Consider the following 23,242-nt stretch of genomic DNA (forward strand, 5'->3'; position numbering starts at 1 on the left):
TACCTCAGCTTTAGGATGCGATCTTGACGGGTATCAACAGAAGCGTTTCAGACAATTAACAATTGATGTAATTGCGCGAGGGTGTTAACTTTGAGATCCGTTAATGCTGGCCACTCGCGGTCAGCACGCTGATCCACATGAATAGTTGCCACCCCTGCCGCACGCCCCACTTCAAGGTCGAAACGAAAATCCCCCACCATAACCGCTTGAGCAGCACCTGCGTGCCATTGATCAAGTAAAAAATGAATACCCTGTGGATCCGGTTTTGCTAATGCATCATCACGCCCCAATACAGCCGCCGTATCAAACAACGAGCCGACGCCAATCACCTCTAAGCAACGCAATGCAACTTCGCGCTTGTTACGCGTCAAAATACCTAAATTACAATCACGCTCTGCCAGCCAAGTAAGAAACTCATTCACCCCTACCGCAGGCTGAACCATATCCGCGTAGAAATACTCCCACTCATCAAGCTGTTGATTCAAGCCCTGCTGCTCCGCTTCGGGACGCGCGGCAATGGTCGCCAAAATATCACAACCCGCGGGCAAACCAAGCTCGGCACGGATCCGCTCAAAATCATGAACTGGCTGCGTCAGCGTACCATCGAGATCAAAAATCCAGTGATCAACTTGACGGATACGCTCAATCATTGTCTTCATCATTTGGAGTTAAATTGTCCGTTAACTGATCTAACCGGGTTCGAATATCTCGCATAATATCCAATCGACCGGCAGGATTACCGTTTTGTGCAATGAGCATCGCCTCTAAGCCGGCAATACTCTCTTGTGAGTCACGCAGCGCTTGCAGCATCGTTCGTGAACGCTTTTTCGCGCTATCAGTCATCTGATCCACCCGCGTCAGTGTGCGGCGGACCTGATTATCGAGATCATCTAAATGATTAACCAACTGCTCCATACCCGAGCCAAACGCGTGATCCATCTGCCCTAAACGTTGCTCTAATTGCCCCACCGCTTCGCGAAAACGGTTGAGAAACAGCGTCCCTTCGCGGTCCATAAACATCGCTAATAATTCTTCAGGATAGAGCGCCCTAGAACGGGCATCGGCGCGAATGGCATATTCACCGCGCTGCGTGCAATAAGGTCGTTTATTGCCGGAGGCTATTTCCAGACGGAAAAAGGGTTTGTTGCTAATGTTCTCAACCACCAACTCTAAATCGACGATTGGATAACAATCGGTGGCTTTATTTATCAGGCTAAGCCGGGCACCATCATCAACATCACAGCCGACAATACGCCCCCGTTGAAGGCCATCGGGGCTGGTATATTCATCAACCCCAACTAAAATCGCGCCGCCGTGCGGAGAGTTCGCAAAGGAGACTAAATCGCGGCTTTTTATACCATTGATTTCGCGCTTGAAATCGACATCAATACCTTCAGGGTTTGCCAGCAGGCGTTTAGCCCGCTGACTGATACCCCGGTATTCACGCTTGACCGGCATGTCAGGCCTCACACCTTAGGCGTAGCTTTCATCAGCAAAAGGGTCGACCGGCTGCGCTAACACAACATCATCACGGAAATAGAGAATACGGCCTTCGAACGTTAGCCCCTTAGATGAAAACCAACGCACCACCTCTTCTCGCCCTTCATCGATTTGAAAGCTCTTATACCAAGCAGAGCCGATACGATAGAAATACAGGCCGAACAGACCTGCAGCAACACCAAAGAAAAACTCAGACCCTAAGCCAAACAACAATGTGACCACACCAGCAATCCACACTCGACTCGCCCGGGACTGCTTTAGTGCATTGAAGGCATCATCGTATTGATCCTGATATTTCAGGTAGCGACGATAGTTCTGTTGTAGTTCGAATTTATCCTGCTCTGGGATAGTTCTGTCCATTTTATTACCCTTTCTTTACAGGCCTCAACCAGCCAGACTTTTACTTAAAACTTCAAAAACATCACGGGACAGATCACCACTATTGTTGATCCGCTGTAACTCAGCTTTCATCAATCCACTGCGCGCTGCTGGATATTTCTTCCACCGAGTTAACGGCGTCAACAACCGGGAAGCGATTTGTGGATTCTTCTTATTTAATACAATAATCTGATCTGCAAGAAAACGGTAGCCACTGCCATCAGAATTATGGAAATTAAGCATATTCTGCGCACAAAACACCGAAACCAGTGAACGTATCTTGTTTGGGTTTGATGCATCATAGGCGGCATGCTGCTGCAAAGCCTTAACTCGCTCTAACGCACCTAATTTTGGATCACTCGCCTGCACCGCCAACCACTGATTTACCACCAATGATTCGGCCTGCCAACGCTGATAAAAACTGGCCAGCACTTCTGCCGCTTCAGCGTCGAAACCTGAATGCGCAATCAGTGTCAGCGCCGCCTGACTATCCGTCATATTATCCGCCTGCTGGTACTGCTGTAGCGCTAACTCAAGATAGGCTGGCTGCTCAGTCGCCATCAGATAGGACAGCGCCAGATTTTTAAGACTGCGGCGTGCCACCGAGACAGCATCCGGCTGATAACTTTCCGCCGTGTTATTGGTTTGGTAAACCTGCAGGAACAGTGGTGCTAACTCAGTAGCAATTGAATCTCGAACAAAGCGGCGTACTTGATAGATAGCATCGACATCAATCTCGTCGGCTAATTCACACAGATAAGCCTCAGAAGGCAGTGTTAGCACTTTTGCCACCATCGCTTTATCCAGGCTCGTATCACTCAATACCTGCCGATAAGCGTTAATCAAAGCAGGATCCAGCACTAACTCACGCCCTTGCTGCTGATCGATAATCAGCTCGCTCATGACACCCACCGCCAACTGCTGCGCCGCATCCCAACGATTAAAGCCATCACTGTCATGCTGCATCAAAAAGATCAGTTGATCACGACCATAAGGGAATTTCAGTTTTACCGGCGCAGAGAAATCACGCAAGAGTGATGGTGTCGGCTCGACGGGTATATTATCAAAAACAAAGCTCTGCTCAGTAGCCACAAACTCCAGCACTTCGGTGGTATTGCCATCATTTAGAGGAATATCATTACCTTGGGCGTCCAGCAGGCCCACCGCAACCGGAATCAAAAACGGCTGCTTCTGTGGCCATATCGGCCGTTGCCGGACACCGCTGATGCATGTGCAATGTATAACGCTGATTGGCCGCATCGTATTCACCGGTAACCGACACCTGAGGCGTACCTGATTGGCTATACCAAAGCTTGAAGCGGCTCAGATCTCGACCTGACACATCCGCCATCGCTTGTACGAAGTCATCCGTGGTCACCGCCTGACCATCATGGCGATCAAAATAGAGATCGGAACCTTTACGGAAAGTCTCGGCGCCCAGCAGCGTATGTAACATCCGCACCACTTCACAACCTTTTTCATAAACCGTCAGGGTGTAAAAATTAGAAATTTCAATAAAGGAAGCCGGCCGTACCGGGTGAGCCATTGGGCCCGCATCTTCTGCAAATTGCGCAGTGCGCAGCAGAGTAACATCTTCGATGCGCTTAACCGTGCGAGAGTTCATATCCGCTGAAAATTGTGAATCACGGAAGACGGTAAAGCCCTCTTTAAGGCTCAATTGGAACCAATCGCGACACGTTACACGGTTGCCTGACCAGTTATGGAAGTATTCATGAGCAACAACAGCTTCAACCCGCTGAAAGCCCGCATCAACGGTGGTTTCAGGATGCGCTAGGACACAGGATGTATTAAATATATTCAGACCTTTATTTTCCATCGCGCCCATATTAAAGAAGTCAACGGCCACGATCATAAAGATATCTAGATCGTATTCACGACCATACACCTCTTCGTCCCATTTCATCGACTGCTTCAGCGAGGTCATCGCATAATCTAACTTATCGAGATCTTTAGATTCAGCAAATATTTTTAATGACACATGCCGTCCGGACGCCGTTGTAAAACGATCCTCAATGCACTCTAGATCACCCGCAACCAAGGCAAACAGATAAGCTGGCTTAGGGAACGGATCCTGCCATTTAACCCAATGACGCCCGTCGTCCTCATCGCCCGCGTCAACCATATTACCATTGGACAGTAGCACCGGATAACGCTGCTTATCTGCCACCACTGTAGTCTCAAACAGCGCCATTACATCGGGACGATCCTGATAGAAGGTTATCCGCCGAAAGCCCTCAGCTTCGCACTGAGTACAAAACATACCATCGGATTTATACAGACCCTCTAAGGCGGTGTTATTGTGCGGTTCAATGCGAGTGATACATTCTAGAGTAAAATGATCCGGTAGATTAGCAATGCTCAACTGCTCACCGACACGACGAAAGTCTTTATCACTCAGCACTTCACCATCGATACTCAGTCGCTGCAGTTCGAGCGATTCATGTCCATCTAACAACAGCGGGTGTTGTCGATTTGAACAGTCAGGGTTGCGGGCATAACGCACTTGAGAGCGAACCAGGGTCTGATCCTCTTCAAGCTCAAAGCGCAACTCTGTCTGCTCGACTAGAAAGGCTGGCACCTCATAGTCCTTTAAATAGATAACACTGGGTTGTTCGATAACGGACTGACTCATTCACTCACCTTGTAATAACATTCACACGATTAACAACACACGCTTTCGACCCGGATAACGCTCGGGCGGTCATGCGACCCTAAAAGCTATACCTACCTCAGGCACTAAATTCAATCTGATACGCGGTAAATTTCCTGAGGTTAATGACACCACTGTCGAGCAACAAATACTGCCCTTTAATGCCTTGCAACACCCCTTCAACGATGGGGTTTTTATCAAAATTCAAACTGGTTATTTTACTGGGAAAATTCAACACCGGAAAATCTAGCGCTAACATCTCAGCATCGGGTAAACGCTGTATAGCCTGTAAACCATAACGGTTTTCAAGCTCACTTAGCCCGTCATGACACAACTGCATCAATCGATCCCGCTCAGCATAGAGGTCGATTGGATCAACCTGCCCTTTCAGCATCGCTCGCCAGTTGGTTTTATCAGTCACATGCTCAGCGAAGATGCGCTCCACAAGGCCCGACTGAAAACGCGTCTCAACTCTCAAGATAGGCAATGCCTGAATCGCCCCCTGATCGATCCAACGGGTCGGAATCTGGGTGCCACGAGTAATACCTACTTTAACACCCGATGAGTTAGCCAGGTAAACATAATGGCTCTGAAAACAAAACTGTTCACCCCAAGCCGGGTCGCGACAGGTGCCCTGATCATAATGACACTTTTCTGGACTCATAATACACAGGTCACACTGGGGAAGCTTTTTAAAGCAGGGGTAGCAGTGCCCCTGAGCAAAACTCTTATTGGTTTTACGACCACAGTGGGTGCAGTTTATCTGCCCCACATAGGTCAGTTTTATAGGCTTACCGAGATAGCTGTTTAGATCAATTAACTGATCATCTAACTTTAACTGGTAACTGACTTGAGGGCCCACTTGCGCTGGCATTTTCACCAGCGCCCCCTGCGCAATAACGTCCATCAATGATCGTTCAATATTTTCAGAACCTGAGGCTCTAGCGGATCGGAACCGTGCTGACTACCATCAGTTTTAGTACGGTTAATAAAGCCAGTACGCTCATGTTCAGGCAGCTTGGTTTGATCATAGGCAATCACCGCCCGTAAGCTGGTTTGCCGCTGCTCATCCGTCAATCGATCGCCATTTGGCCATTTACCTAATTCAACTGCCCGCTTCAAGCTTTGATAAACCTCAGGGGTCATCGCCTCAATCATCTTTTCAAAATTCATTCATTATCTCCACAATGGGGCGCCATAATATCACAGCCGTAATCGGCATCCAGACAGCCAAATCAACAGACCGTTTAATACTTTAACAGCCTGACAACAGGGACCAGCGCAAGCCCCGCAATCAACCCAGCCAAATGAGCTGTATTAGCAATAGAGCCTAACCCTAAACTTTCTAGCGCACCGGTAAAACCCAGCACCAACCAAAACATCATAAACCCCATCAGAGCTGGCGGCATTCCGACCCGTTTACTCGGTTTTAGCCGATCCCACAGCCAAGCAAAGCCTAACAAAGCAAACACAAATCCCGACATGCCACCAAACATCGGTCCACTAATCCAAAATTGTGCTAGGTTGGCAATGACCGCTGAAAACACAAACAAACCTAATAACACCGGCCACCCCAGCAATAGCTCAATACGTCGACCAACCACCCAAACCCAGAGTAAATTAAAGAGGATATGAGGCAGATTAAAATGCATAAACGCGGGCGTCAGCAAACGCCAAACCTGACCATCCGATAGCATCGATAGCACATCGGAGTAATAGATTTTATTACCCTGCACCTGAAACTCGACAATGGTAAACCAACCCATCATCTGAGTATTTTCACCCAGCGAAACCATCAATGTAATAATCACACTCAACGCAATCAACAGTAGCGTTAAGCCACTGCGCAAAAGATTGAGCGGCTGATCGCCACTGCGCTGAACTTGCAAGCCGGACAGGTCTTCCCCCTGTTGCCATAGCTCAAACAGATGTGCGATCTGTTCAGTGTCAACATTATAGGGTACTAATAAGCGCTGCTCGCCCTCCTGCTCTAACACTCGGTGAGGAATTTTATGTTGCCAGAGTATGGCGGTAAAACCAGACAGGTCTTGATCGAGAGAAACCCGGAACACTTCATTCATAATAGATAGCTGCGCCATACGAACTCAGGGTGCATCATTAATCTCCTTCAATACATCGACCCAAATAAATTTAGCTGGATCAATGGTTGTCTCTTGATCCAAACGGTAAGCCACCAATTTACCAAACTTCACCGCACTGTAATCAATGCACGCGACATTACGAGCTAACGGCTTTGGTTCACCATCACACCAATAATGGCCAATAAACAGCAATGTTTCATCCGCACCGTAATAAAGCAGATCTTGATAATCCTGCTTATTCAATCTCATCCGCGCCACATGTTCCGGCAGAGGGTCAGGCTGAAACACGACATCAATATAATACTGGGGATTCTCCGCCCAAAACTTCGTACGGAAGAAGCGGCGTTTATAGCCATCTTTACTTACCATCATCTCCTCGTTGGGGAGTTTAAGGTGAGTACCTCGCAACAAACGATCCATGGTTTCCCACTCAATCGAACCTTCATGAGCCGAACGATGGAGATAAGCATCATCGATCCGATTACCGCCCTGGGTTTGCAGAAAGCGATTAATATGCAGTGAAGACCAACAAGCATGGACTACACGAAACTGTTCATAATCCAAAAACAGCGGCATCTCTTTTATCCATTGAAGAAACTCTTTCTGCTCTTGCGGATAATTAGCAAACTGCTCGAGGGTTTCATTTAAGATGCGCAGATGTCGCCGATTATGAGTTCTTAAATACTCCATGCCAGACCCAGGCAACCCCGGTGTCAGATATGACAGATAATTAAACTCATGGTTCCCCATCACTATCTGGGCATACCCGGCATCCACCATATCGCGGACGATATGCAGTGCGTCTCGGATACGCGGCCCCCGATCAACAATATCGCCTAAAAAGACCGCCTGACGCTGTGGATGCTGATAAATACCTTTCTTGCGACTGTAACCTAGTTTTTTCAACAATAGCTCGAGCGACTGCCCGCAACCATGGACATCACCAATGAGATCGTAGCCTTGATAAGTACGTTCCATAGGCACTCCGGTTATTCACCCAACCTTGTGGCCCAACCAAGCTTTTCTCGACAGGTCTGATAGAAATTATGGCTCAGGGGGTGCAAAAGCTTTAATTTATGAGGCTTTTTGTGAATCGTAATGGTATCTCCAGGGGCACAGTTAATATGCTTTTGCCCGTCACAACTAACCGTAGGATAAGTCTCGTTATTATCACTAATCACTAACTTAAGCTCACTGTTCCCATCGACAACGATCGGCCGGCTAGAGAGCGTATGCGGGAACATCGGCACCAACACTAACGCATCCAACCGAGGGTGCATAATGGGCCCCCCACCTGATAACGCGTAAGCCGTAGATCCAGTAGGCGTTGCCACAATCAACCCATCTGAACGCTGGGTATAGACAAATTGACCTTCAATATAAAGCTCAAATTGGATCATCCGTGCCGACTTACCCGGGTGCAAGACGCAATCATTCAGTCCGGTCGATTCGCCGATCGGCTCACCATTTCGCTTCACTAGCACATCAATCAGAAAGCGTCGGTCGACCGTATACTGACCATTCAACACCTCACCGACCTTTTCTTCGATCTCAGCCGGCGAGATATCAGTTAGAAACCCAAGGTTACCCCGGTTAACCCCAAGCACCGGCACATTGGATTGCGCCAAGTTGCGAGCCGCACCGAGCAGACTCCCATCCCCCCGACAACAATAACCAGATCACATATCTCACCCATTAATCGAGGCGAACTGGTTTGCTGTCCATGACCCGGCATCACCGCGGCAATTTTCTGATCTAAAATAGGGGTCAGCCCCTGCTCATCAAGAAACCGAATGAGGTGTTTCAGGGTATCGAGAACCTTGGTGCTACCTAGGCGCCCTATCAAACCAATATTACGAAAGTTATCCATTGCCACTCCACTGAAACCTTATGATTGCACTGCAACCATGCCTATCCGATTGTTTTTAAACATTATACTCATATTTATAATGATTTAGCTGCACCCGCATGCTAACTCGGCTCTGCCTTAGGCCTGAGCGACGATGATAACTTACGTAATAGTGTCTCTTTCATGCCTCTTAACCCCTGCATTCCGCCGGTATGGATCAACATCACTCGATCACCTGGAGCAAACTCACCCTGCTCCAACTTTTGCAACAACGCGAGCAAAGCCTTACCGGTATATACCGGCTCTAACTCAACCCCAGAGCATTGACTAAACCGCTGCATAGCGACTGCTAGCCGAGCTGATACCTTGGCATATCCCCCCTCATGACAATCAAGCTGTAACGACCAACCCTCCGGATCAACAATACCCGCCCTAGCCAGCAACCCACGGATATCATGATACAAAAACTGACCACCTTTCAGGGCCGACACACCGAGCAAGGACACCCCAGCAGGTTTGCCTGCAATAAGACCTGCCAAGGTTCCCCCGGTACCACAAGGACAACAAATCAAATCATAATTAGCCGCATCAAATAGACTGATAATTTCTCGACAACCGGCAATAACCCACTCCCCCGAGCCACCTTCAGGCAAGCAGTGAAATTCACCATACTTTTCTGCTAACCGGGACAAGAACACCGCGTTATCTTTATCTCGGTATTCCAGCCGAGACACAAATACCAACTGCATCCCCCAACGCTCAGCATCGATCAGCGTTTGCGACAAGACTGCCGGGCGTTCACCACGAATAACGCCCACCGTTTCAATACCCTGCTCAAACCCTGCATAGGCCAATGCATGAATATGATTAGACCAAGCACCGCCGAAGCTAAGAACACGCTGACAAGCCGACGATTTAACCGCCTGCAAAGCATATTTAAGCTTAAACCATTTATTGCCACTAATAAGCGGGTGCACAAGGTCAAGACGCAACAGATCTAACTGCACACCTGCCTGCTTAAATTCAGGCAACTCGATAGTCTCAACGGGAATAGTCGGAGGCGCGGCGACAGATGAAAGGACATTCATAACGTAGTCATAATCCTGTTATTTTTTCTTCATCAAGATGCCAGACAATAGCGACGTCAAAATAAAGGAGAATATAATGGAAGACTACACAGAAGAGCGACTACTGGAAAGCCTCAACGAAGAGTTTGAGGACGATATTGAATATGACGACGGGGAGGAGATGTAACACAGGAAAACGCAACTAAATCAAATCAAATCAAATCAAATCAAATCAACACGGATTGACCGAAAACTGATTGATGCAGTTACCGCCAGCTTCTTTAGCGCTATACATCGCCATATCCGCTTTCTGCACAAAATAATCAACCGGTTCGGCTTCAGAACATGACACAACCCCTAGACTCATCGATACCTTAACACCGGTATTATTCAACGAATCAGGTGAATAACTACACTCCAGATTAAACGACTCGCGTATTCTTCCGGCAAGCTGACAAGCATCCTTCAGTGAAGTATTGGGCAGCATCAGCATAAACTCATCGCCACCATAGCGAAATGCCTGATCGGAACCTCTTAAGCCATCGCGCAGGACGCGACCAATCTGGCGAATAATTTGGTCACCCTCAAGGTGCCCTAACCTATCATTGACCTGTTTGAACCCATCAAGGTCGATACACACGAGGCTCAACTCGCCGCCATAGCGCTTAACCCGCATCATCTCACTGGCCACTTGAACATAAAAGTGACGCTGATTATAAAGACCACTGAGATCATCTGTTATTGATTGCTTTAACAGCGATGTTTCCAGTGCTTTTTGGCGAGTCATATCATGAAAAAAGCCAACGCTACCACGATATTGCCCAGCCTTCATCAACACTGCTGCCGAAAGCCGGATCGGTACTCGCTCCCTGCGATTATTAAGGACATAGGTTTCATAGCCCTCTATTCGGCCCGCACCATACAACTCATCGTCAATCATCAACCGCATAATTTTTCGTGCTTCAACATCGCTAGGATAGATCTGACGAATATTCATTTTGCCGATAACCTGATCCGCCTGATAGCCAAGCAAGCTTTCAGCTGATCGATTAAACACAGAAATAACGCCGCGACGATTAATCGCAATAACCGGGTCCGGACAAATTGAGACTAACTCAGCCTGATTAATATTCAAATGCATTTGATTAGATACGTATCCACAGGGATTACCAACAAAATAGAGCAAGGACATAAAATTGTCGGGTATTTATAACACGTAAATCACCCATAGACCTGTATTAATTACTCAAAATGACAGACTGATCAAACAATTTTAACAGTAACAAGGCCTAAAATTCAGCAAGATAACCCAATAGATAGAACAACCTATCTAGACAGTCATTCCAGCAAATCCACAAAGAATGGATAATACATAAACGCTTTTTACTGCAAGCAATCGCCATTGTAGCAACACCATAATCAAAGCTATAAACCGCGAGCCGTTACACTAAAAGATGTCAGACAGGTATTGTAACTTGAAAGAAGCAGCTAAATGGACGATTCAAAGCTGCGAACGATTACACCGAAAAATGACACACAGGTATTCCGACTTGAAAGAAGTGGCGAATAAAAAACTCAGAACCGCAGACCGTAACAATGAAAATGACAAGTAGGTTATAACTTAGAAGAAGTGGCGGAATGGACGGGACTCGAACCCGCGACCCCCTGCGTGACAGGCAGGTATTCTAACCAACTGAACTACCACTCCGCAGTGGTTTAAGCAAGACTTAAGCTTAGTGGTGGGCGTGGAGAGGCTCGAACTCCCGACATTCGCCTTGTAAGGGCGACGCTCTCCCAACTGAGCTACACGCCCACTAAGCAGATGGCTTATCGTTTTACTTCCTTGCCTAGCACTTTAGGCTTTAGAAGCACTCATCCGATTATTCAATCGAATCAGCTTAAAAGTGGCGGAATGGACGGGACTCGAACCCGCGACCCCCTGCGTGACAGGCAGGTATTCTAACCAACTGAACTACCACTCCGCATTGTACGGGACTCGAACCCGCGACCACCATTCCACACATCAGTGACAAACTGGCAATCAAACCAACGAAACTCACGCTCCGCATTGTACGGGACTCGAACCCGCGACCACCATCCCACACATCAGTGACAGACTGGTAATCAATCAAATGAACTACCACTTCGCAGTGGTTTAAGCTTAGTGGTGGGCGTGGAGAGGCTCGAACTCCCGACATTCGCCTTGTAAGGGCGACGCTCTCCCAACTGAGCTACACGCCCACTAAGCAGATGGCTTATCGTTTTACTTCCTTGCCTAGCACTTTAGGCTTTAGAAGCACTCATCCGATTATTCAATCGAATCAGCTTAAAAGTGGCGGAATGGACGGGACTCGAACCCGCGACCCCCTGCGTGACAGGCAGGTATTCTAACCAACTGAACTACCACTCCGCATTGTACGGGACTCGAACCCGCGACCACCATCCCACACATCAGTGACAGACTGGTAATCAATCAAACTTACAACCACTCCGCAGTGGTTTAAGCAAGACTTAAGCTTAGTGGTGGGCGTGGAGAGGCTCGAACTCCCGACATTCGCCTTGTAAGGGCGACGCTCTCCCAACTGAGCTACACGCCCACTAAGCAGATGGCTTATCATTTTACTTCCTCACCCGGCACTTTAGGCTTTAGAAGCACTCACCCGACTATTCAATCGAATCAGCTTAAAAGTGGCGGAATGGACGGGACTCGAACCCGCGACCCCCTGCGTGACAGGCAGGTATTCTAACCAACTGAACTACCACTCCGCATTGTACGGGACTCGAACCCGCGACCACCATCCCACACATCAGTGACAGACTAGCAATCAATCAAACTACCACTTCGCAGTGGCTTAAGCTTAGTGGTGGGCGTGGAGAGGCTCGAACTCCCGACATTCGCCTTGTAAGGGCGACGCTCTCCCAACTGAGCTACACGCCCACTAAGCAGATGGCTTATCGTTTTACTTCCTCACCCGGCACTTTAGGCTTTAGAAGCACCAATCAAGCGATTAAACTTAATTGATCAAATAGTGGCGGAATGGACGGGACTCGAACCCGCGACCCCCTGCGTGACAGGCAGGTATTCTAACCAACTGAACTACCACTCCGCATTGTACGGGACTCTAACCCGCGACCACCATTCCCACCTCAGTGACAGACTGGTAATCTAACAACCGAAACTCGCGCTTCGCATGGTACGGGATTCAAACCCGCGACCGCCATTTTGCACATAAAAAACAATTTGGCAAGTCATTCGACTTGGTGGGCGTGGAGAGGCTCGAACTCCCGACATTCGCCTTGTAAGGGCGACGCTCTCCCAACTGAGCTACACGCCCCTTAAATCGAGAGCCGAATTCTAATGATTTTGCTTGGCATGTCAAACGTTTATCCTAAAATAATTCATTCTCAAAGCGACAATCCCCTTTTGACGGTTAACCATAATCGCCTGAAGTTTTACAACGATCGACCGTTACTCTGGTAAACTCACCACAGGACAGCCTGACGGCTACACCCACCTATATCCAGACGTATCGGACCCCATAAATATGTCCCAAACTCTTATTGCTAAAATTGACGCCTTTATAGAGCTAGCGGTTGAGCAGCAGCTTGACCATACAGGCCGCCAACCATTAACTATTTATGATCCTGAATGGCCATCTGAATGCCTGCAATCATCAGTCGAGGCTGGTCAATCTGTTAGCTGGATACCGGTACGCCAACCTGATAGCCCTAATAGCGCGGATGATATGTTCGATCGCTTAGAGCAAGCGCTGGGTTACAGCATCCATGCGGATCTACGCACATGGTATCGCCGCTACTGGTCAGAGCCGCTCCCGGCAACCTCCAACTGGGGCGATCTTAGCTTACTCTTTCTTTGGAGCGATAAAGATTGTGAGCGCCTTCGTGGGAACCTGGTCGGCCATTTACTGACTAAGCAAAAACAAAAACGGCCACCCACCCTGTTTTTTGCCTGCACAGAACCCGATGGCGAAAAGTTTTTATCAATCGACAACCAAACCGGGGAAGTATGGCTGGAACAACCGGGTAAGAAGCCTATTATGAAGTTAGCGGACTCACTGGCACTATTTTTAGATAAGCTAACCCCGAAACCGATCCCCGATCTGGAGTAATACCCTATGCGCAAAGCATTACTATCGATTATCACTGGGGCAATCCTACTATCAGGATGCAGCACCTTTAAACCTCACCAGGTATCCATCGAACCACTGCACCCCACTGTTAGCGCTCAAGCCTCTCTACCAAGCGATCTTCAAATCGAAGTCCACAGTCAAGATATGCGTAACAGCGATACTATCGGTTACCGCATCAGTCGCCTGAGTGATCGCGCGCCTGTCAATCTACCAACCCCAGCCACTGAAGCACTACAACAGGGAGCTAAAATCGCAGTGGTCAGACTTGGGGCTGCACCGGCACCATCATCTGACACACGCCTCACGGTTCAATTACAAAACCTTGAATACAGCGCCACTCAAAAGACACTGCAATCAGTCAAGCTGAACGCCACTATTAACGTGGTTGCGCAAAAGCATGGTGAGTTCCTTAGCGGCAATTACAGCACAGAGAAGGAATATCAGTATGCGACAACCCCTTCACTGGCGGATAACCAGAAGATGGTCAACGAAATCCTGCTCATGACCATCAACCGAGCATTCAACGATACTAAACTGATCAACTTTTTGGCTCGCTAACAACACTTACCAACCAACGGTATACGACAACAGCCGGCTGATATGAGCCATTGGCCGGCCCGATTCCTGTTGCCATTGATTAAAACAATCCTGCACCCGTTGCAAATCGCGCTTAGATGTCGGTGCTTTATCAATAATATCCTGTGCTTTTAATGCGGCTACCACATCATCCGTAAGCACAAAGGTATCCTTACCGACCTGACGCAAGAAATAAGCACCGGATTTACCCCCTAACTGCTGCCCCTGTTTTTTCAATAAGGCCCAAAGACCGATAATATCCGTTACCGGCCAATCCGCGATAAAATTAGCAAAACTCCCGTGCTGTGCGGCCAACTCAGTGATCATCGACGCATTGGTGCGTACCGATTTAATCTTCCCCCAATGCCGAATAATCTGATCATTCTGCATCAGATTCTCTAATTGATCATCGCTCATTAAAATGATTTTTTCAGGCTCAAAGCCATAAAACGCCAACTCGAATGCTGGCCATTTAGCATCCACAACCGCATGCCTAATACCGGCTCGAAACACCCGCAAACTCATCTCCGATAAAAAGCGATCATCACCAATCGCTTTCAACTCATCGATTGACTTCACCTGAGGTAGCAATGCCTCAACATCCTGCCCCGCCTTGTGGGCTTCAACATGCTCATAGATCCAGTTAAACGACTTCACCGCTTAATTCTCCTCCGCGCTGAAATCAATGGATACCGAGTTGATACAGTAACGCATCCCCGTATCCGTCGGACCATCAGGAAACAGATGCCCCAAATGAGCACCACAGCCACTACACACCACTTCGGTGCGAATCATACCGTGAGAGCTATCATGATTTTCGGTAATATTGTCTGCCACCGCCGGGGCATCAAAACTCGGCCAGCCACAGCCCGCATCAAATTTACTTTGGCTATCAAACAGTTTTTCGCCGCAAGCGACACAATGATACTCACCTTCTTTAAAAAACTGATCATACTGACCCGTGCCTGGCCGCTCAGTGCCCTTCTCTCGGCAGACGTAATATTGCTCTGGTGTCAGCTCTTCACGCCACTGCGCTTCAGTTTTTTTCACTTTAAAATCATGACTTGCCATAAAAAACTCCAATACAGATAACGAAAACGAAAAGATCAATCTGTTACTGTCCAACATCCGCTAAAAAGCGTATTATTTCGATCCTTCGGTAAGCAGCTACCCTTCTCACCTCTATGTTTACTTACCGATCATAGAATATTACAGGACACCACTACAGGATTAATCCATGTCCGTTATCAGAAAATCGAATAAGCTGATCAACGTCTGTTATGACATCCGTGGTCCCGTCCTTCAGGAAGCTAAGCGTCTTGAAGAAGAGGGCCAACGCATTATTAAACTGAATATCGGTAATCCAGCCCCGTTTGGCTTTGAGGCGCCGGAAGAGATCGTTCAGGACGTTATCTACAACCTCCCCTCTGCGCAGGGTTACTGCGATTCAAAAGGCCTGTTTTCTGCCCGCAAGGCGGTGATGCAGGAAAGCCAAAAGAAAGGTATCAAAAACGTCACCATCGAAGATATCTATCTTGGCAATGGCGTCAGCGAACTGATCGTGATGGCGACTCAAGGTCTACTGAATGACAATGATGAACTCCTCATCCCTGCGCCAGACTATCCACTCTGGACGGCGGCAGCAAGCCTCGCCGGCGGCAACCCTATCCACTACCATTGCGATGAGCAAAAGGACTGGGCGCCCGATATCGATGATATCCGTAGCAAGATCACCGAACGCACCAAGGGCATCGTGGTCATCAACCCTAACAACCCAACCGGTGCGGTCTACTCAGAAGCTATCCTACGGCAGATTATTGCTCTTGCTGAAGAGTTTGGGCTAATTGTCTTTGCCGACGAAATTTACGATAAGATCACCTACGATGATGCCCAGCACATTCCGTTGGCCTCACTCAGTGATGATATCCTCTGCATCACCTTCAACGGTTTGTCCAAAGCCTATCGCGCCGCAGGCTTCCGTTCTGGCTGGATGATTTTAACCGGGCCAAAGCACCAAGCCCGCGATTACATTGAAGGTTTGGATATGCTCGCCAGTATGCGTCTCTGCGCGAACGTTCCAGCGCAGCATGCTATTCAAACCGCTTTGGGTGGTTATCAAAGCATTAACGAGCTGACAGCCCCAGGCGGGCGCTTATATGACCAATGTAATATTGCTTGGCGCAAACTCAATCAAATACCCGGCGTATCTTGCGTTAAACCTAGAGGCGCCCTATATCTATTCGTTAGACTGGATCCCGAAGTCTACCCAATCAAAAACGACGAAAAGATGGCCTTAGACTTACTTCAACAGCAGAAAGTACTGATTGTTCAAGGAAGCGGCTTCAATGTGCCCGACACTCAGCACTTCCGCCTAGTCTGCCTACCCCGTGAAGATGAGCTAATTGAAGCCATCGATCGAATCGGTTTATTCCTGAAAAACTACTCTCAGGACTAACATTTTTACCAAGCGATCGAAAGATCGCTTTTTTATTTCTCTCATCAGGCTCTATACTTAGTCATATTTCTGTTATAAAACAGACATATAATCTGGCCACATAAAAGCGGCTCAGAGCCAAGGAAGTACAGCTATCATGCGGCTATTGCTTAGCGTTGTTAAGCAGCACAACAGCCCTATTGAGCAGCGCAGCCTCCTTAACAATTAACTTACTCTCGCGGAATCAGTATGTTTATTAAGATCAAGAAAAATTGCGGTATCTACATGGAACACAACGGCATGGAAAAAAACCATATCCTGCCGGTCACCAGTAACTTTCTGATCAACCTAGGTCATGCAGCCGAGATCTCTTTCTATACCATTAAAGAGGCCAAGACACGTTACGATCTCGAAGGCCATCAGATCACCGTACCACCGCACACACGCGTTATTCATCTGCAAATGGCTTATCGCTATTCCAGTACCAAAGAAAAGATCGGCGACACCAAAGGCAGCATCGTTGAACGTAACTTCTATAAGTTCTACTTTAAACCAGAAGAGATGGGCCAGTACGAAGACCTGCGTACTCATATCGAAAAACACGTATTGAATCTCTGATTCACCAGTAACCTAGCCACTTAAAGCCCGTGAAATCAAGACACAAAAGGCAGCTCTAAAGCTGCCTTTTTACGTTGTGGAGATCACCTGAAACATCGACACAAACGATGCTCGCACCGGCAATGTTAACTAAGCCTCTCGTTCAGACCAAACGCTCTGCACCGCCTCAATGATATGGTCGACATCACTCATGGCCCGATGCTGGCGCATCTGCCCCTTACAAACGAGCTGAAACTGATTCAACTCATGCGGGTTCAGCAACGCAGGAAGGGCGATCAAACGAAACCCCATGGTCTGCTCTGCCGCCTCAAACAAGCGGCTTAGCCAGAAAGCATCAAATTCCCAAGCATCACTGAGTACATCCTGCCCTTGCAACTGCTGATTCAAGCGCTCACACGCAGCAACCGCCGAGATCCCTTTTTCTCGCAACTCGCTTCGACAGAGGTTATGCAGCTCCTCAGCGTACTCATCCCAGAAATCCCAACCCACCACCGTGTCCGGATTAATTAAAAAATTATCGCTTTCACCGGTGACACTTTTCCAAGCGACTTCGATCGGGTAAGAGTGAGGCCCCAAGCCACTGGCTTCCAGATCCAGGCAGATCAAATTCATAACAATCCTGATTTATTAATACTTTATGTTGTAGCGACTCAAACAGTCTTATTGAACAATAACACTTTAAGTGCCTGCTCAGGGTCCTGGTCCGGAAAGTCCTCCGGATGAGCAATACGCTGAGAAAAACTAAATTCAGGACAGCACTCCTCCACCAGCTGCAGAAGAAAATCACTCCCAAGTGCAGGTGAATTAAGACACAGTAGTACCTGCCCGTCTTGCGTGGTTAACTCAGGCAGACGCCGCAGTACCTTACGATAATCTTGAGTGGCAACAAAGCTGCCCCGCTGAAAGCTCGGTGGATCGATAATCACCAAATCATAGGGCCCTTCCCGTTTGAGCTTACCCCATGAGCGAAACAGGTCATGACCTAAAAACTTCACATGATCTGTCGGCAATTGATTAATACGATGATTTTCCCGGCCGGTATTTAGCGCACCCCGGCTCATATCTAGATTCACAACCCGATCGGCACCACCGGCAACCGCCGCCACCGAAAAACCACAGGTATAAGCAAACAGGTTGAGTATATTTTTACCCTGACTGTTTTGCCGCACCCAGCGCCGCCCTTCGCGCATATCCAGAAACAAACCACTATTCTGATTTTTTAATGGCCTGACGCTATATTTCAAACCCAACTCAGTCACTTGCAGCAGCTGTTCAGGATCGACCTCACCATGATTCCACAGCACCTCGACGGCATTTTCACGCCGATAGCGGTGTTGCACAACCAGCGCGTCCGGTTTGATAGTGGCATCAAGTTGCTGAAAAAACTGATCGAGCTGTTCGATCAATTCAGGCGGATGCTCTTCAAACAAACGAATTATCACCAAAGGCGGTAACAGGTCGATGATCAATTGCTCGTAGCCAGAAAAGCATCTTCCTCGACCATGAAACAACCGCCGAACGTCACCCTGAGACAAGCCAAGCTGGGTAGAAATAGAATCAAAAATCGCTTGCATAATAAGGTTCCACTCAGGCCTGTATCAGGATAAAAAGCCGCGATTATAGTAACCCACCCGGCATTGGGCTAGTTTTTTATCATCATAAACGAAAAAGCAGTTGAAACTTATTCGCATCGCCTATATCTATAACATCAACTTCATTACAAAGAGCTACCCTATCATGATGCGAATCGGTCTTTTCCTATTAACCAACATTGCCGTTATTGCCTTAGCCAGCATAACGCTGAGCCTGTTTGGTGTAGGTTCAATCCTACAAGCCAACGGTGTCGATATGGATCTCGGCAACCTGCTCGCCTTCTGTGCGGTATTTGGTTTCGCGGGTTCCTTTGTATCACTATTTCTATCTAAATTTCTCGCCAAACGCAGTAGCGGCACGGAGATCATTACTCAAGCTCGAACAGCGGACGAACAATGGCTACTCGACACCGTGAAAGAACTGGCTGATAAAGCGAAGATAGGCATGCCTGAAGTCGGTATTTTCCCAGCTCAACAAGCTAACGCCTTCGCTACCGGCTGGAATAAAAATAACGCCTTAGTCGCCGTTAGCTTAGGTTTACTGCAGCGTTTTCGTAAAGAAGAGATCCGCGCAGTACTGGCTCACGAAATCGGCCACGTCGCCAATGGTGACATGGTGACGCTGACCCTGATTCAAGGGGTAGTAAACACCTTCGTTATGTTCTTCGCCCGTATCATCGGCCACTTTGTTGACCGAGCAATACTGAAAAACGAGCAAGGTCATGGTATCGGCTACTTCATTACCACCATCGTCGCTGAAATCGTGCTTGGCATTCTGGCCTCGACCATTGTGGCATGGTTTAGCCGCCGTCGAGAGTTCAAAGCCGACGAAGCCGGAGCAACACTAGCGTCACCACACGCTATGATCGGAGCCTTACAGCGTCTAAAAGCAGAATATAATGTGCCAGATCAGATGCCTGAAACGCTGACAGCATTCGGTATCAGTAGCCATATGAAACAAGGCTTTATGGCACTTCTGTCCACTCACCCTCCACTTGATGATCGAATTGCAGCACTGCAAAAATACTAATCACCCAACACTGAAACGCCTCACTCGAGGCGTTTTTTTTTGCTCCCATACCCCTTCGACACGCTTAATTGATACAACCTCCATTTATCCCTAGCATGAATACACGGCATTTTTTCGTAGCATTATTTCCATTTTTTACCAGCTATTTACACCTTTAAATATTTCATGAAAAAAAATATTCAATTTAGAAAAATTCATTTTACGCCCATCATTTTTACCTCATAATCGAAATTGACGCGAACCTGCAAGGCAAGTGGGTTTGATCATGTGATCTATAAGTATTGGCGCATCTCGAACAGAGATAGCCAAATTCATGTGAAGAGCGAAGCCATGACAAAAAAAGAAGAAATTACCGATGATCTCGATATCGTCGATGACATAATCGATGAAGATATCGACATAGAAATCGACGCTAAAGAAAAGAAGTTCTGCTGTGATGCCGAAAAAAGAAGACGCATTGAGTTATTGATTGAACAGCGTCGCCTAGAACAGGAATTACGAGAATTCTACGACTAAAGGCAGCGCTTGCTGCCTTTTCTTTATCTTTTCAACACCCTTTGAATGTCTGTTAATGAGCAGCATAGGGCTTCTGCGCGCCTATCCATCAGCCCACCATTAACTCTCACCACTTTGTTACCAAAGCTTCATATCGGTGTCACACAAGCGTCATCCCCAGAGGGTTTTATTAACACATCACCTATAACAAAACTCTGGTAAGTATTTATGAGCAACAAAATTCGTCTGGATGATCTGTCCACTGAAAACCTAGATGAGATGGACAATGATTTCTTCATCAATCCTACGCCTGGCAGACAGAAAAAAATCGACAAGAAAACCCGCAAACGTAAGATGATTGAAGATTATATGGAGGAACGTTCGCTCAAACAGCACCTGACAGAGTCATACGACCTTTATTGAACGAACGGTTGAACGAGCAGCGCACTGTTATCAGTGCTGCTGCTTCTTAATACTACTTTGCCCTTTACGCTTTTTAGCTGACCGAGAAGCACCCGCCTTCTTACCTTTCACTACCGGCCTAGCCACTACCCGCGCCCCAGCTGTACGGACACCCGCCTGACTATTGTCACGACGTTTAGGTGCCTCTTCAGGCGTCACCAGGTGGCTAGGCTTAGTGCCGATAAGATCTTCTCGCCCCATCTCCTTTAACTTAACCCGCAAATCGGACCAGTTTTCAGGATCATGATAACGCAATAAGGTTTTGTGGGATTTTCGCTGCGCTTTATCCTTTGGAATATAAAGCGTCTCACTCTTATAGGTAATCTGCTTTAGCGGATTTTTTTCCGAATGATACATGGCCGTTGCCAGAGACATCGGTGACGGGTAAAAATTCTGCACCTGATCGACTTTAACATCGTTCTGTTTCAGCCAGAGAGACAAGCTCAGCATATCCTCATCATCACAGCCTGGGTGGGCCGCAATGAAATAGGGAATCAAATACTGTTTCTTGCCCGCTTCCGCCGAGAATTGATCGAACATGTTCTTGAAGTCGTAATAGGTATCCATACCCGGCTTCATCATTTTACTGAGGGTGTTTTGCTCACTGTGCTCCGGCGCGATCTTAAGATAGCCCCCCACATGATAAGTCACCAGCTCACGGACATATTCAGGATCTTTCACGGCAAGGTCATAACGCAGCCCCGAAGCAATGGCAATATTGTGAATTCCCTCCATTTTACGGGCCTTACGATACAGCTCAGTGGTCTGACTATGATCGGTCACGAGATTGCTACAGATAGTCGGATAAACGCAGGAAAGCTTACGGCAATTCGACTGAATATCATCATCATTACAGTTAAGGAAATACATATTCGAGGTCGGGCCGCCTAGATCAGAGATAGACCCAGTAAAACCCGGTACTTTATCGCGGATTTCAGCCATCTCATTCAAGATCGATTCGTGTGAACGACTTTGAATGATGCGCCCTTCATGCTCGGTAATCGAACAAAAAGTACAGCCACCGAAGCAACCGCGCATAATATTAATCGAGAAGCGGATCATATCGTAGGCAGGAATTTTATTATTCCCATACGATGGGTGTGGCACCCGCTGGTAGGGCAAGCCAAACACGCCATCCATCTCGGGGGTTTCTAAGGGAATCGGCGGTGGATTCACCCACAGCTCCCGGTTGCCATGTTTCTGGATCAACGCTCGGGCATTATGAGGATTAGATTCCTGATGCAACACCCGCGAGGTATGAGCATAGAGCGCCGAGTCCTTAGCAACCTTGTCAAAAGAGGGAAGACGAATATAAGTCGTCTCAGGATTCAACTTTTCTTTACGCTTCAACGGCATAGGAATAATACGAATTGGCGCCACATGCTCATCCGTCGCTGACTCGACTGGCGCAACAGAACTATCCGCCCCGCAGCGTTTAGTTGCGGGGTCGATTAATTTATCCGCACCGCTTTGATCAGTGCCGAAATCGTAAGGATTCGGTAGCTTATCAATATTACCCGGCCAATCGATCCGGCTCGAATCAAGTTCAACATAGCCCGCAGGAGGCGTCTGCCGCATATGGACGGTACCGCGAATATTCCATAGTTCATCAATGGTTTTACCCGCTGCTAGGCCATGACTCAACTCAACAATCGCCCGTTCGGCATTGCCATACAACAGAATATCAGCGGTCGCATCTAGCAAGACTGAACGGCGAACCTTATTACTCCAATAATCATATTGCGCGATCCGGCGCAGACTCGCCTCAATGCCACCCAAGACCACCGGCACATCATTCCACGCTTCTTTGCAGCGCTGACTATAAACAATCACCGCGCGGTCAGGTCGCTTGCCGCCCTTACCACCTGCGGTATAAGCATCATCATGACGTAACCGCAGATCAGCTGTATAGCGATTGATCATTGAATCCATATTGCCCGCGGTCACACCAAAATAGAGATTTGGCTTCCCCAAACTCATGAAAGCATCAGCACTACGCCAATCTGGCTGCGCGATAATACCGACACGAAACCCTTGGGCTTCAAGCAAACGGCCCATCACCGCCATACCAAAGCTAGGATGATCGACATAGGCGTCACCGGTCACGATGATGATATCGCAGCTATCCCAGCCTAGTTGATCCATCTCCTCTCGAGTGGTCGGTAAAAAAGGCGCAATGCCATAGCATTCAGCCCAATAACGGGGATAGGAAAACAGGTCTGGGGCAGTTTTTTTCATGGATATATCAGTGAGACAACTATTTATGGGGGATAGTAATTGTCGCAGAAACCACCGCCGACAGATAGTAAAAACCGGT

21 protein-coding genes, 10 tRNA genes and 2 pseudogenes are annotated in these 23,242 nt (G+C 47.8%); 7 read left to right on the forward strand and 26 right to left on the reverse strand.

Annotated features, from left to right (window positions below):
• Positions 1 to 47: 47 nt before the first annotated feature.
• The 21 genes and pseudogenes from AC0L4K_RS10700 to AC0L4K_RS10800 form a co-directional block, all read right to left on the reverse strand.
• On the reverse strand, positions 48 to 650 hold the full coding sequence (locus tag AC0L4K_RS10700) for an HAD family hydrolase (protein ID WP_473266059.1): 603 nt from the start codon (positions 648 to 650) through the stop codon (positions 48 to 50).
• On the reverse strand, positions 643 to 1,458 hold the full coding sequence (locus tag AC0L4K_RS10705; RefSeq protein WP_473266061.1) for an AlbA family DNA-binding domain-containing protein: 816 nt from the start codon (positions 1,456 to 1,458) through the stop codon (positions 643 to 645). The genes AC0L4K_RS10700 and AC0L4K_RS10705 overlap by 8 nt, the downstream gene beginning before the upstream one ends.
• Before the next feature lie 15 nt (positions 1,459 to 1,473).
• Positions 1,474 to 1,860, reverse strand: coding sequence for a hypothetical protein (locus AC0L4K_RS10710; RefSeq protein ID WP_417222535.1), 387 nt, complete (start codon positions 1,858 to 1,860; stop codon positions 1,474 to 1,476).
• 24 nt (positions 1,861 to 1,884) lie between these two features.
• A pseudogene (gene pepN / locus AC0L4K_RS10715) lies at positions 1,885 to 4,531 on the reverse strand (aminopeptidase N).
• A gap of 97 nt (positions 4,532 to 4,628) precedes the next feature.
• Entirely contained in the window at positions 4,629 to 5,456 is an 828-nt protein-coding gene (locus tag AC0L4K_RS10720; RefSeq protein WP_473266063.1) for a DUF2797 domain-containing protein, read from the reverse strand.
• Positions 5,456 to 5,722, reverse strand: coding sequence for a YeaC family protein (locus AC0L4K_RS10725; RefSeq protein ID WP_417222530.1), 267 nt, complete (start codon positions 5,720 to 5,722; stop codon positions 5,456 to 5,458). The genes AC0L4K_RS10720 and AC0L4K_RS10725 overlap by 1 nt, the downstream gene beginning before the upstream one ends.
• 74 nt (positions 5,723 to 5,796) lie before the next feature.
• On the reverse strand, positions 5,797 to 6,648 hold the full coding sequence (locus AC0L4K_RS10730; RefSeq protein WP_473266064.1) for a rhomboid family intramembrane serine protease: 852 nt from the start codon (positions 6,646 to 6,648) through the stop codon (positions 5,797 to 5,799).
• Positions 6,649 to 6,654: 6 nt separating this feature from the next.
• On the reverse strand, positions 6,655 to 7,629 hold the full coding sequence (locus tag AC0L4K_RS10735; RefSeq protein WP_473266066.1) for a metallophosphoesterase: 975 nt from the start codon (positions 7,627 to 7,629) through the stop codon (positions 6,655 to 6,657).
• A gap of 11 nt (positions 7,630 to 7,640) precedes the next feature.
• Positions 7,641 to 8,521 (reverse strand): annotated as a pseudogene (locus tag AC0L4K_RS10740) (NAD(+) kinase).
• A gap of 101 nt (positions 8,522 to 8,622) precedes the next feature.
• Positions 8,623 to 9,588 carry a 1-aminocyclopropane-1-carboxylate deaminase/D-cysteine desulfhydrase gene (locus AC0L4K_RS10745; protein WP_473266068.1) on the reverse strand — a complete coding sequence of 322 codons (966 nt, stop codon included), beginning with the start codon at positions 9,586 to 9,588 and terminating at the stop codon, positions 8,623 to 8,625.
• Positions 9,589 to 9,799: 211 nt separating this feature from the next.
• The gene (locus AC0L4K_RS10750) at positions 9,800 to 10,708 is read right to left on the reverse strand and encodes a GGDEF domain-containing protein (RefSeq protein WP_417222517.1); all 909 of its coding nucleotides are present in this window, start codon (positions 10,706 to 10,708) and stop codon (positions 9,800 to 9,802) included.
• 490 nt (positions 10,709 to 11,198) lie between these two features.
• Positions 11,199 to 11,275 (reverse strand) — tRNA-Asp (locus AC0L4K_RS10755).
• Between the two features lie 29 nt (positions 11,276 to 11,304).
• Positions 11,305 to 11,380: transfer RNA gene (locus AC0L4K_RS10760), tRNA-Val, on the reverse strand.
• 92 nt (positions 11,381 to 11,472) lie between these two features.
• Positions 11,473 to 11,549 (reverse strand) — tRNA-Asp (locus tag AC0L4K_RS10765).
• A 183-nt stretch (positions 11,550 to 11,732) separates the two neighbouring features.
• Positions 11,733 to 11,808, reverse strand: a tRNA-Val gene (locus tag AC0L4K_RS10770).
• 92 nt (positions 11,809 to 11,900) lie between these two features.
• A tRNA-Asp gene (locus AC0L4K_RS10775) sits at positions 11,901 to 11,977 on the reverse strand.
• Positions 11,978 to 12,088: 111 nt separating this feature from the next.
• Positions 12,089 to 12,164 (reverse strand) — tRNA-Val (locus AC0L4K_RS10780).
• Between the two features lie 92 nt (positions 12,165 to 12,256).
• A tRNA-Asp gene (locus tag AC0L4K_RS10785) sits at positions 12,257 to 12,333 on the reverse strand.
• A gap of 96 nt (positions 12,334 to 12,429) precedes the next feature.
• Positions 12,430 to 12,505 (reverse strand) — tRNA-Val (locus AC0L4K_RS10790).
• 92 nt (positions 12,506 to 12,597) lie between these two features.
• Positions 12,598 to 12,674, reverse strand: a tRNA-Asp gene (locus tag AC0L4K_RS10795).
• Between the two features lie 152 nt (positions 12,675 to 12,826).
• A tRNA-Val gene (locus AC0L4K_RS10800) sits at positions 12,827 to 12,902 on the reverse strand.
• Between the two features lie 210 nt (positions 12,903 to 13,112).
• Here AC0L4K_RS10800 and syd point away from each other — a divergent pair.
• Together syd and AC0L4K_RS10810 are read left to right on the forward strand one after the other, a co-directional pair.
• Positions 13,113 to 13,697 carry a SecY-interacting protein gene (syd, locus tag AC0L4K_RS10805; protein ID WP_417222515.1) on the forward strand — a complete coding sequence of 195 codons (585 nt, stop codon included), beginning with the start codon at positions 13,113 to 13,115 and terminating at the stop codon, positions 13,695 to 13,697.
• A 6-nt stretch (positions 13,698 to 13,703) separates the two neighbouring features.
• Complete coding sequence (locus AC0L4K_RS10810) at positions 13,704 to 14,276, forward strand: YajG family lipoprotein (RefSeq protein WP_417222513.1); 573 nt, start codon at positions 13,704 to 13,706, stop codon at positions 14,274 to 14,276.
• Positions 14,277 to 14,282: 6 nt separating this feature from the next.
• On the opposite strand, the gene AC0L4K_RS10815 is transcribed toward AC0L4K_RS10810, so the two are convergent.
• On the reverse strand, positions 14,283 to 14,951 hold the full coding sequence (locus tag AC0L4K_RS10815; protein ID WP_473266072.1) for a DNA-3-methyladenine glycosylase I: 669 nt from the start codon (positions 14,949 to 14,951) through the stop codon (positions 14,283 to 14,285).
• A gap of 3 nt (positions 14,952 to 14,954) precedes the next feature.
• Positions 14,955 to 15,365, reverse strand: a complete 411-nt coding sequence (msrB, locus tag AC0L4K_RS10820; protein WP_473266074.1) for a peptide-methionine (R)-S-oxide reductase MsrB — start codon at positions 15,363 to 15,365, stop codon at positions 14,955 to 14,957.
• 166 nt (positions 15,366 to 15,531) lie between these two features.
• Here msrB and AC0L4K_RS10825 point away from each other — a divergent pair, with 166 nt between their 5' ends.
• Both AC0L4K_RS10825 and AC0L4K_RS10830 read left to right on the forward strand, forming a co-directional pair.
• Complete coding sequence (locus AC0L4K_RS10825) at positions 15,532 to 16,749, forward strand: pyridoxal phosphate-dependent aminotransferase (RefSeq protein WP_417222505.1); 1,218 nt, start codon at positions 15,532 to 15,534, stop codon at positions 16,747 to 16,749.
• A gap of 228 nt (positions 16,750 to 16,977) precedes the next feature.
• Positions 16,978 to 17,346 carry a hypothetical protein gene (locus tag AC0L4K_RS10830; RefSeq protein WP_417222503.1) on the forward strand — a complete coding sequence of 123 codons (369 nt, stop codon included), beginning with the start codon at positions 16,978 to 16,980 and terminating at the stop codon, positions 17,344 to 17,346.
• Between the two features lie 129 nt (positions 17,347 to 17,475).
• On the opposite strand, the gene AC0L4K_RS10835 is transcribed toward AC0L4K_RS10830, so the two are convergent.
• Positions 17,476 to 17,958, reverse strand: a complete 483-nt coding sequence (locus AC0L4K_RS10835) for a hypothetical protein (protein ID WP_417222501.1) — start codon at positions 17,956 to 17,958, stop codon at positions 17,476 to 17,478.
• Between the two features lie 38 nt (positions 17,959 to 17,996).
• Positions 17,997 to 18,920, reverse strand: coding sequence for a class I SAM-dependent methyltransferase (locus AC0L4K_RS10840; protein ID WP_473266076.1), 924 nt, complete (start codon positions 18,918 to 18,920; stop codon positions 17,997 to 17,999).
• A 163-nt stretch (positions 18,921 to 19,083) separates the two neighbouring features.
• Here AC0L4K_RS10840 and htpX point away from each other — a divergent pair, with 163 nt between their 5' ends.
• From htpX to AC0L4K_RS10855, 3 genes are all read left to right on the forward strand, one after another.
• Positions 19,084 to 19,968, forward strand: a complete 885-nt coding sequence (gene htpX, locus AC0L4K_RS10845) for a protease HtpX (protein WP_417222495.1) — start codon at positions 19,084 to 19,086, stop codon at positions 19,966 to 19,968.
• A gap of 330 nt (positions 19,969 to 20,298) precedes the next feature.
• Positions 20,299 to 20,484, forward strand: coding sequence for a PA3496 family putative envelope integrity protein (locus AC0L4K_RS10850; RefSeq protein WP_215952831.1), 186 nt, complete (start codon positions 20,299 to 20,301; stop codon positions 20,482 to 20,484).
• Positions 20,485 to 20,691: 207 nt separating this feature from the next.
• Positions 20,692 to 20,886, forward strand: coding sequence for a PA3496 family putative envelope integrity protein (locus AC0L4K_RS10855; RefSeq protein WP_417222493.1), 195 nt, complete (start codon positions 20,692 to 20,694; stop codon positions 20,884 to 20,886).
• A 30-nt stretch (positions 20,887 to 20,916) separates the two neighbouring features.
• Here the strand turns inward: AC0L4K_RS10855 and AC0L4K_RS10860 are convergent, their stop codons facing one another.
• The gene (locus AC0L4K_RS10860) at positions 20,917 to 23,163 is read right to left on the reverse strand and encodes a YgiQ family radical SAM protein (RefSeq protein ID WP_473266079.1); all 2,247 of its coding nucleotides are present in this window, start codon (positions 23,161 to 23,163) and stop codon (positions 20,917 to 20,919) included.
• Positions 23,164 to 23,242 lie beyond the last annotated feature (79 nt).

This window comes from Amphritea sp. GJ51-11 (genome assembly GCF_055808735.1).

Excerpts from the sequence above, each read along its gene's own strand:
- AC0L4K_RS10700 (WP_473266059.1), bottom strand. The coding sequence starts at position 650 with ATGATTGAGCGTATCCGTCAAGTTGATCACTGGATTTTTGATCTCGAT.
- AC0L4K_RS10705 (WP_473266061.1), bottom strand. The coding sequence starts at position 1,458 with ATGCCGGTCAAGCGTGAATACCGGGGTATCAGTCAGCGGGCTAAACGC.
- AC0L4K_RS10710 (WP_417222535.1), bottom strand. The coding sequence starts at position 1,860 with ATGGACAGAACTATCCCAGAGCAGGATAAATTCGAACTACAACAGAAC.
- AC0L4K_RS10720 (WP_473266063.1), bottom strand. The coding sequence starts at position 5,456 with ATGGACGTTATTGCGCAGGGGGCGCTGGTGAAAATGCCAGCGCAAGTG.
- AC0L4K_RS10725 (WP_417222530.1), bottom strand. The coding sequence starts at position 5,722 with ATGAATTTTGAAAAGATGATTGAGGCGATGACCCCTGAGGTTTATCAA.
- AC0L4K_RS10730 (WP_473266064.1), bottom strand. The coding sequence starts at position 6,648 with ATGGCGCAGCTATCTATTATGAATGAAGTGTTCCGGGTTTCTCTCGAT.
- AC0L4K_RS10735 (WP_473266066.1), bottom strand. The coding sequence starts at position 7,629 with ATGGAACGTACTTATCAAGGCTACGATCTCATTGGTGATGTCCATGGT.
- AC0L4K_RS10745 (WP_473266068.1), bottom strand. The coding sequence starts at position 9,588 with ATGAATGTCCTTTCATCTGTCGCCGCGCCTCCGACTATTCCCGTTGAG.
- AC0L4K_RS10750 (WP_417222517.1), bottom strand. The coding sequence starts at position 10,708 with ATGCATTTGAATATTAATCAGGCTGAGTTAGTCTCAATTTGTCCGGAC.
- syd (WP_417222515.1), top strand. The coding sequence starts at position 13,113 with ATGTCCCAAACTCTTATTGCTAAAATTGACGCCTTTATAGAGCTAGCG.
- AC0L4K_RS10810 (WP_417222513.1), top strand. The coding sequence starts at position 13,704 with ATGCGCAAAGCATTACTATCGATTATCACTGGGGCAATCCTACTATCA.
- msrB (WP_473266074.1), bottom strand. The coding sequence starts at position 15,365 with ATGGCAAGTCATGATTTTAAAGTGAAAAAAACTGAAGCGCAGTGGCGT.
- AC0L4K_RS10825 (WP_417222505.1), top strand. The coding sequence starts at position 15,532 with ATGTCCGTTATCAGAAAATCGAATAAGCTGATCAACGTCTGTTATGAC.
- AC0L4K_RS10830 (WP_417222503.1), top strand. The coding sequence starts at position 16,978 with ATGTTTATTAAGATCAAGAAAAATTGCGGTATCTACATGGAACACAAC.
- AC0L4K_RS10835 (WP_417222501.1), bottom strand. The coding sequence starts at position 17,958 with ATGAATTTGATCTGCCTGGATCTGGAAGCCAGTGGCTTGGGGCCTCAC.
- AC0L4K_RS10840 (WP_473266076.1), bottom strand. The coding sequence starts at position 18,920 with ATGCAAGCGATTTTTGATTCTATTTCTACCCAGCTTGGCTTGTCTCAG.
- htpX (WP_417222495.1), top strand. The coding sequence starts at position 19,084 with ATGATGCGAATCGGTCTTTTCCTATTAACCAACATTGCCGTTATTGCC.
- AC0L4K_RS10850 (WP_215952831.1), top strand. The coding sequence starts at position 20,299 with ATGACAAAAAAAGAAGAAATTACCGATGATCTCGATATCGTCGATGAC.
- AC0L4K_RS10855 (WP_417222493.1), top strand. The coding sequence starts at position 20,692 with ATGAGCAACAAAATTCGTCTGGATGATCTGTCCACTGAAAACCTAGAT.
- AC0L4K_RS10860 (WP_473266079.1), bottom strand. The coding sequence starts at position 23,163 with ATGAAAAAAACTGCCCCAGACCTGTTTTCCTATCCCCGTTATTGGGCT.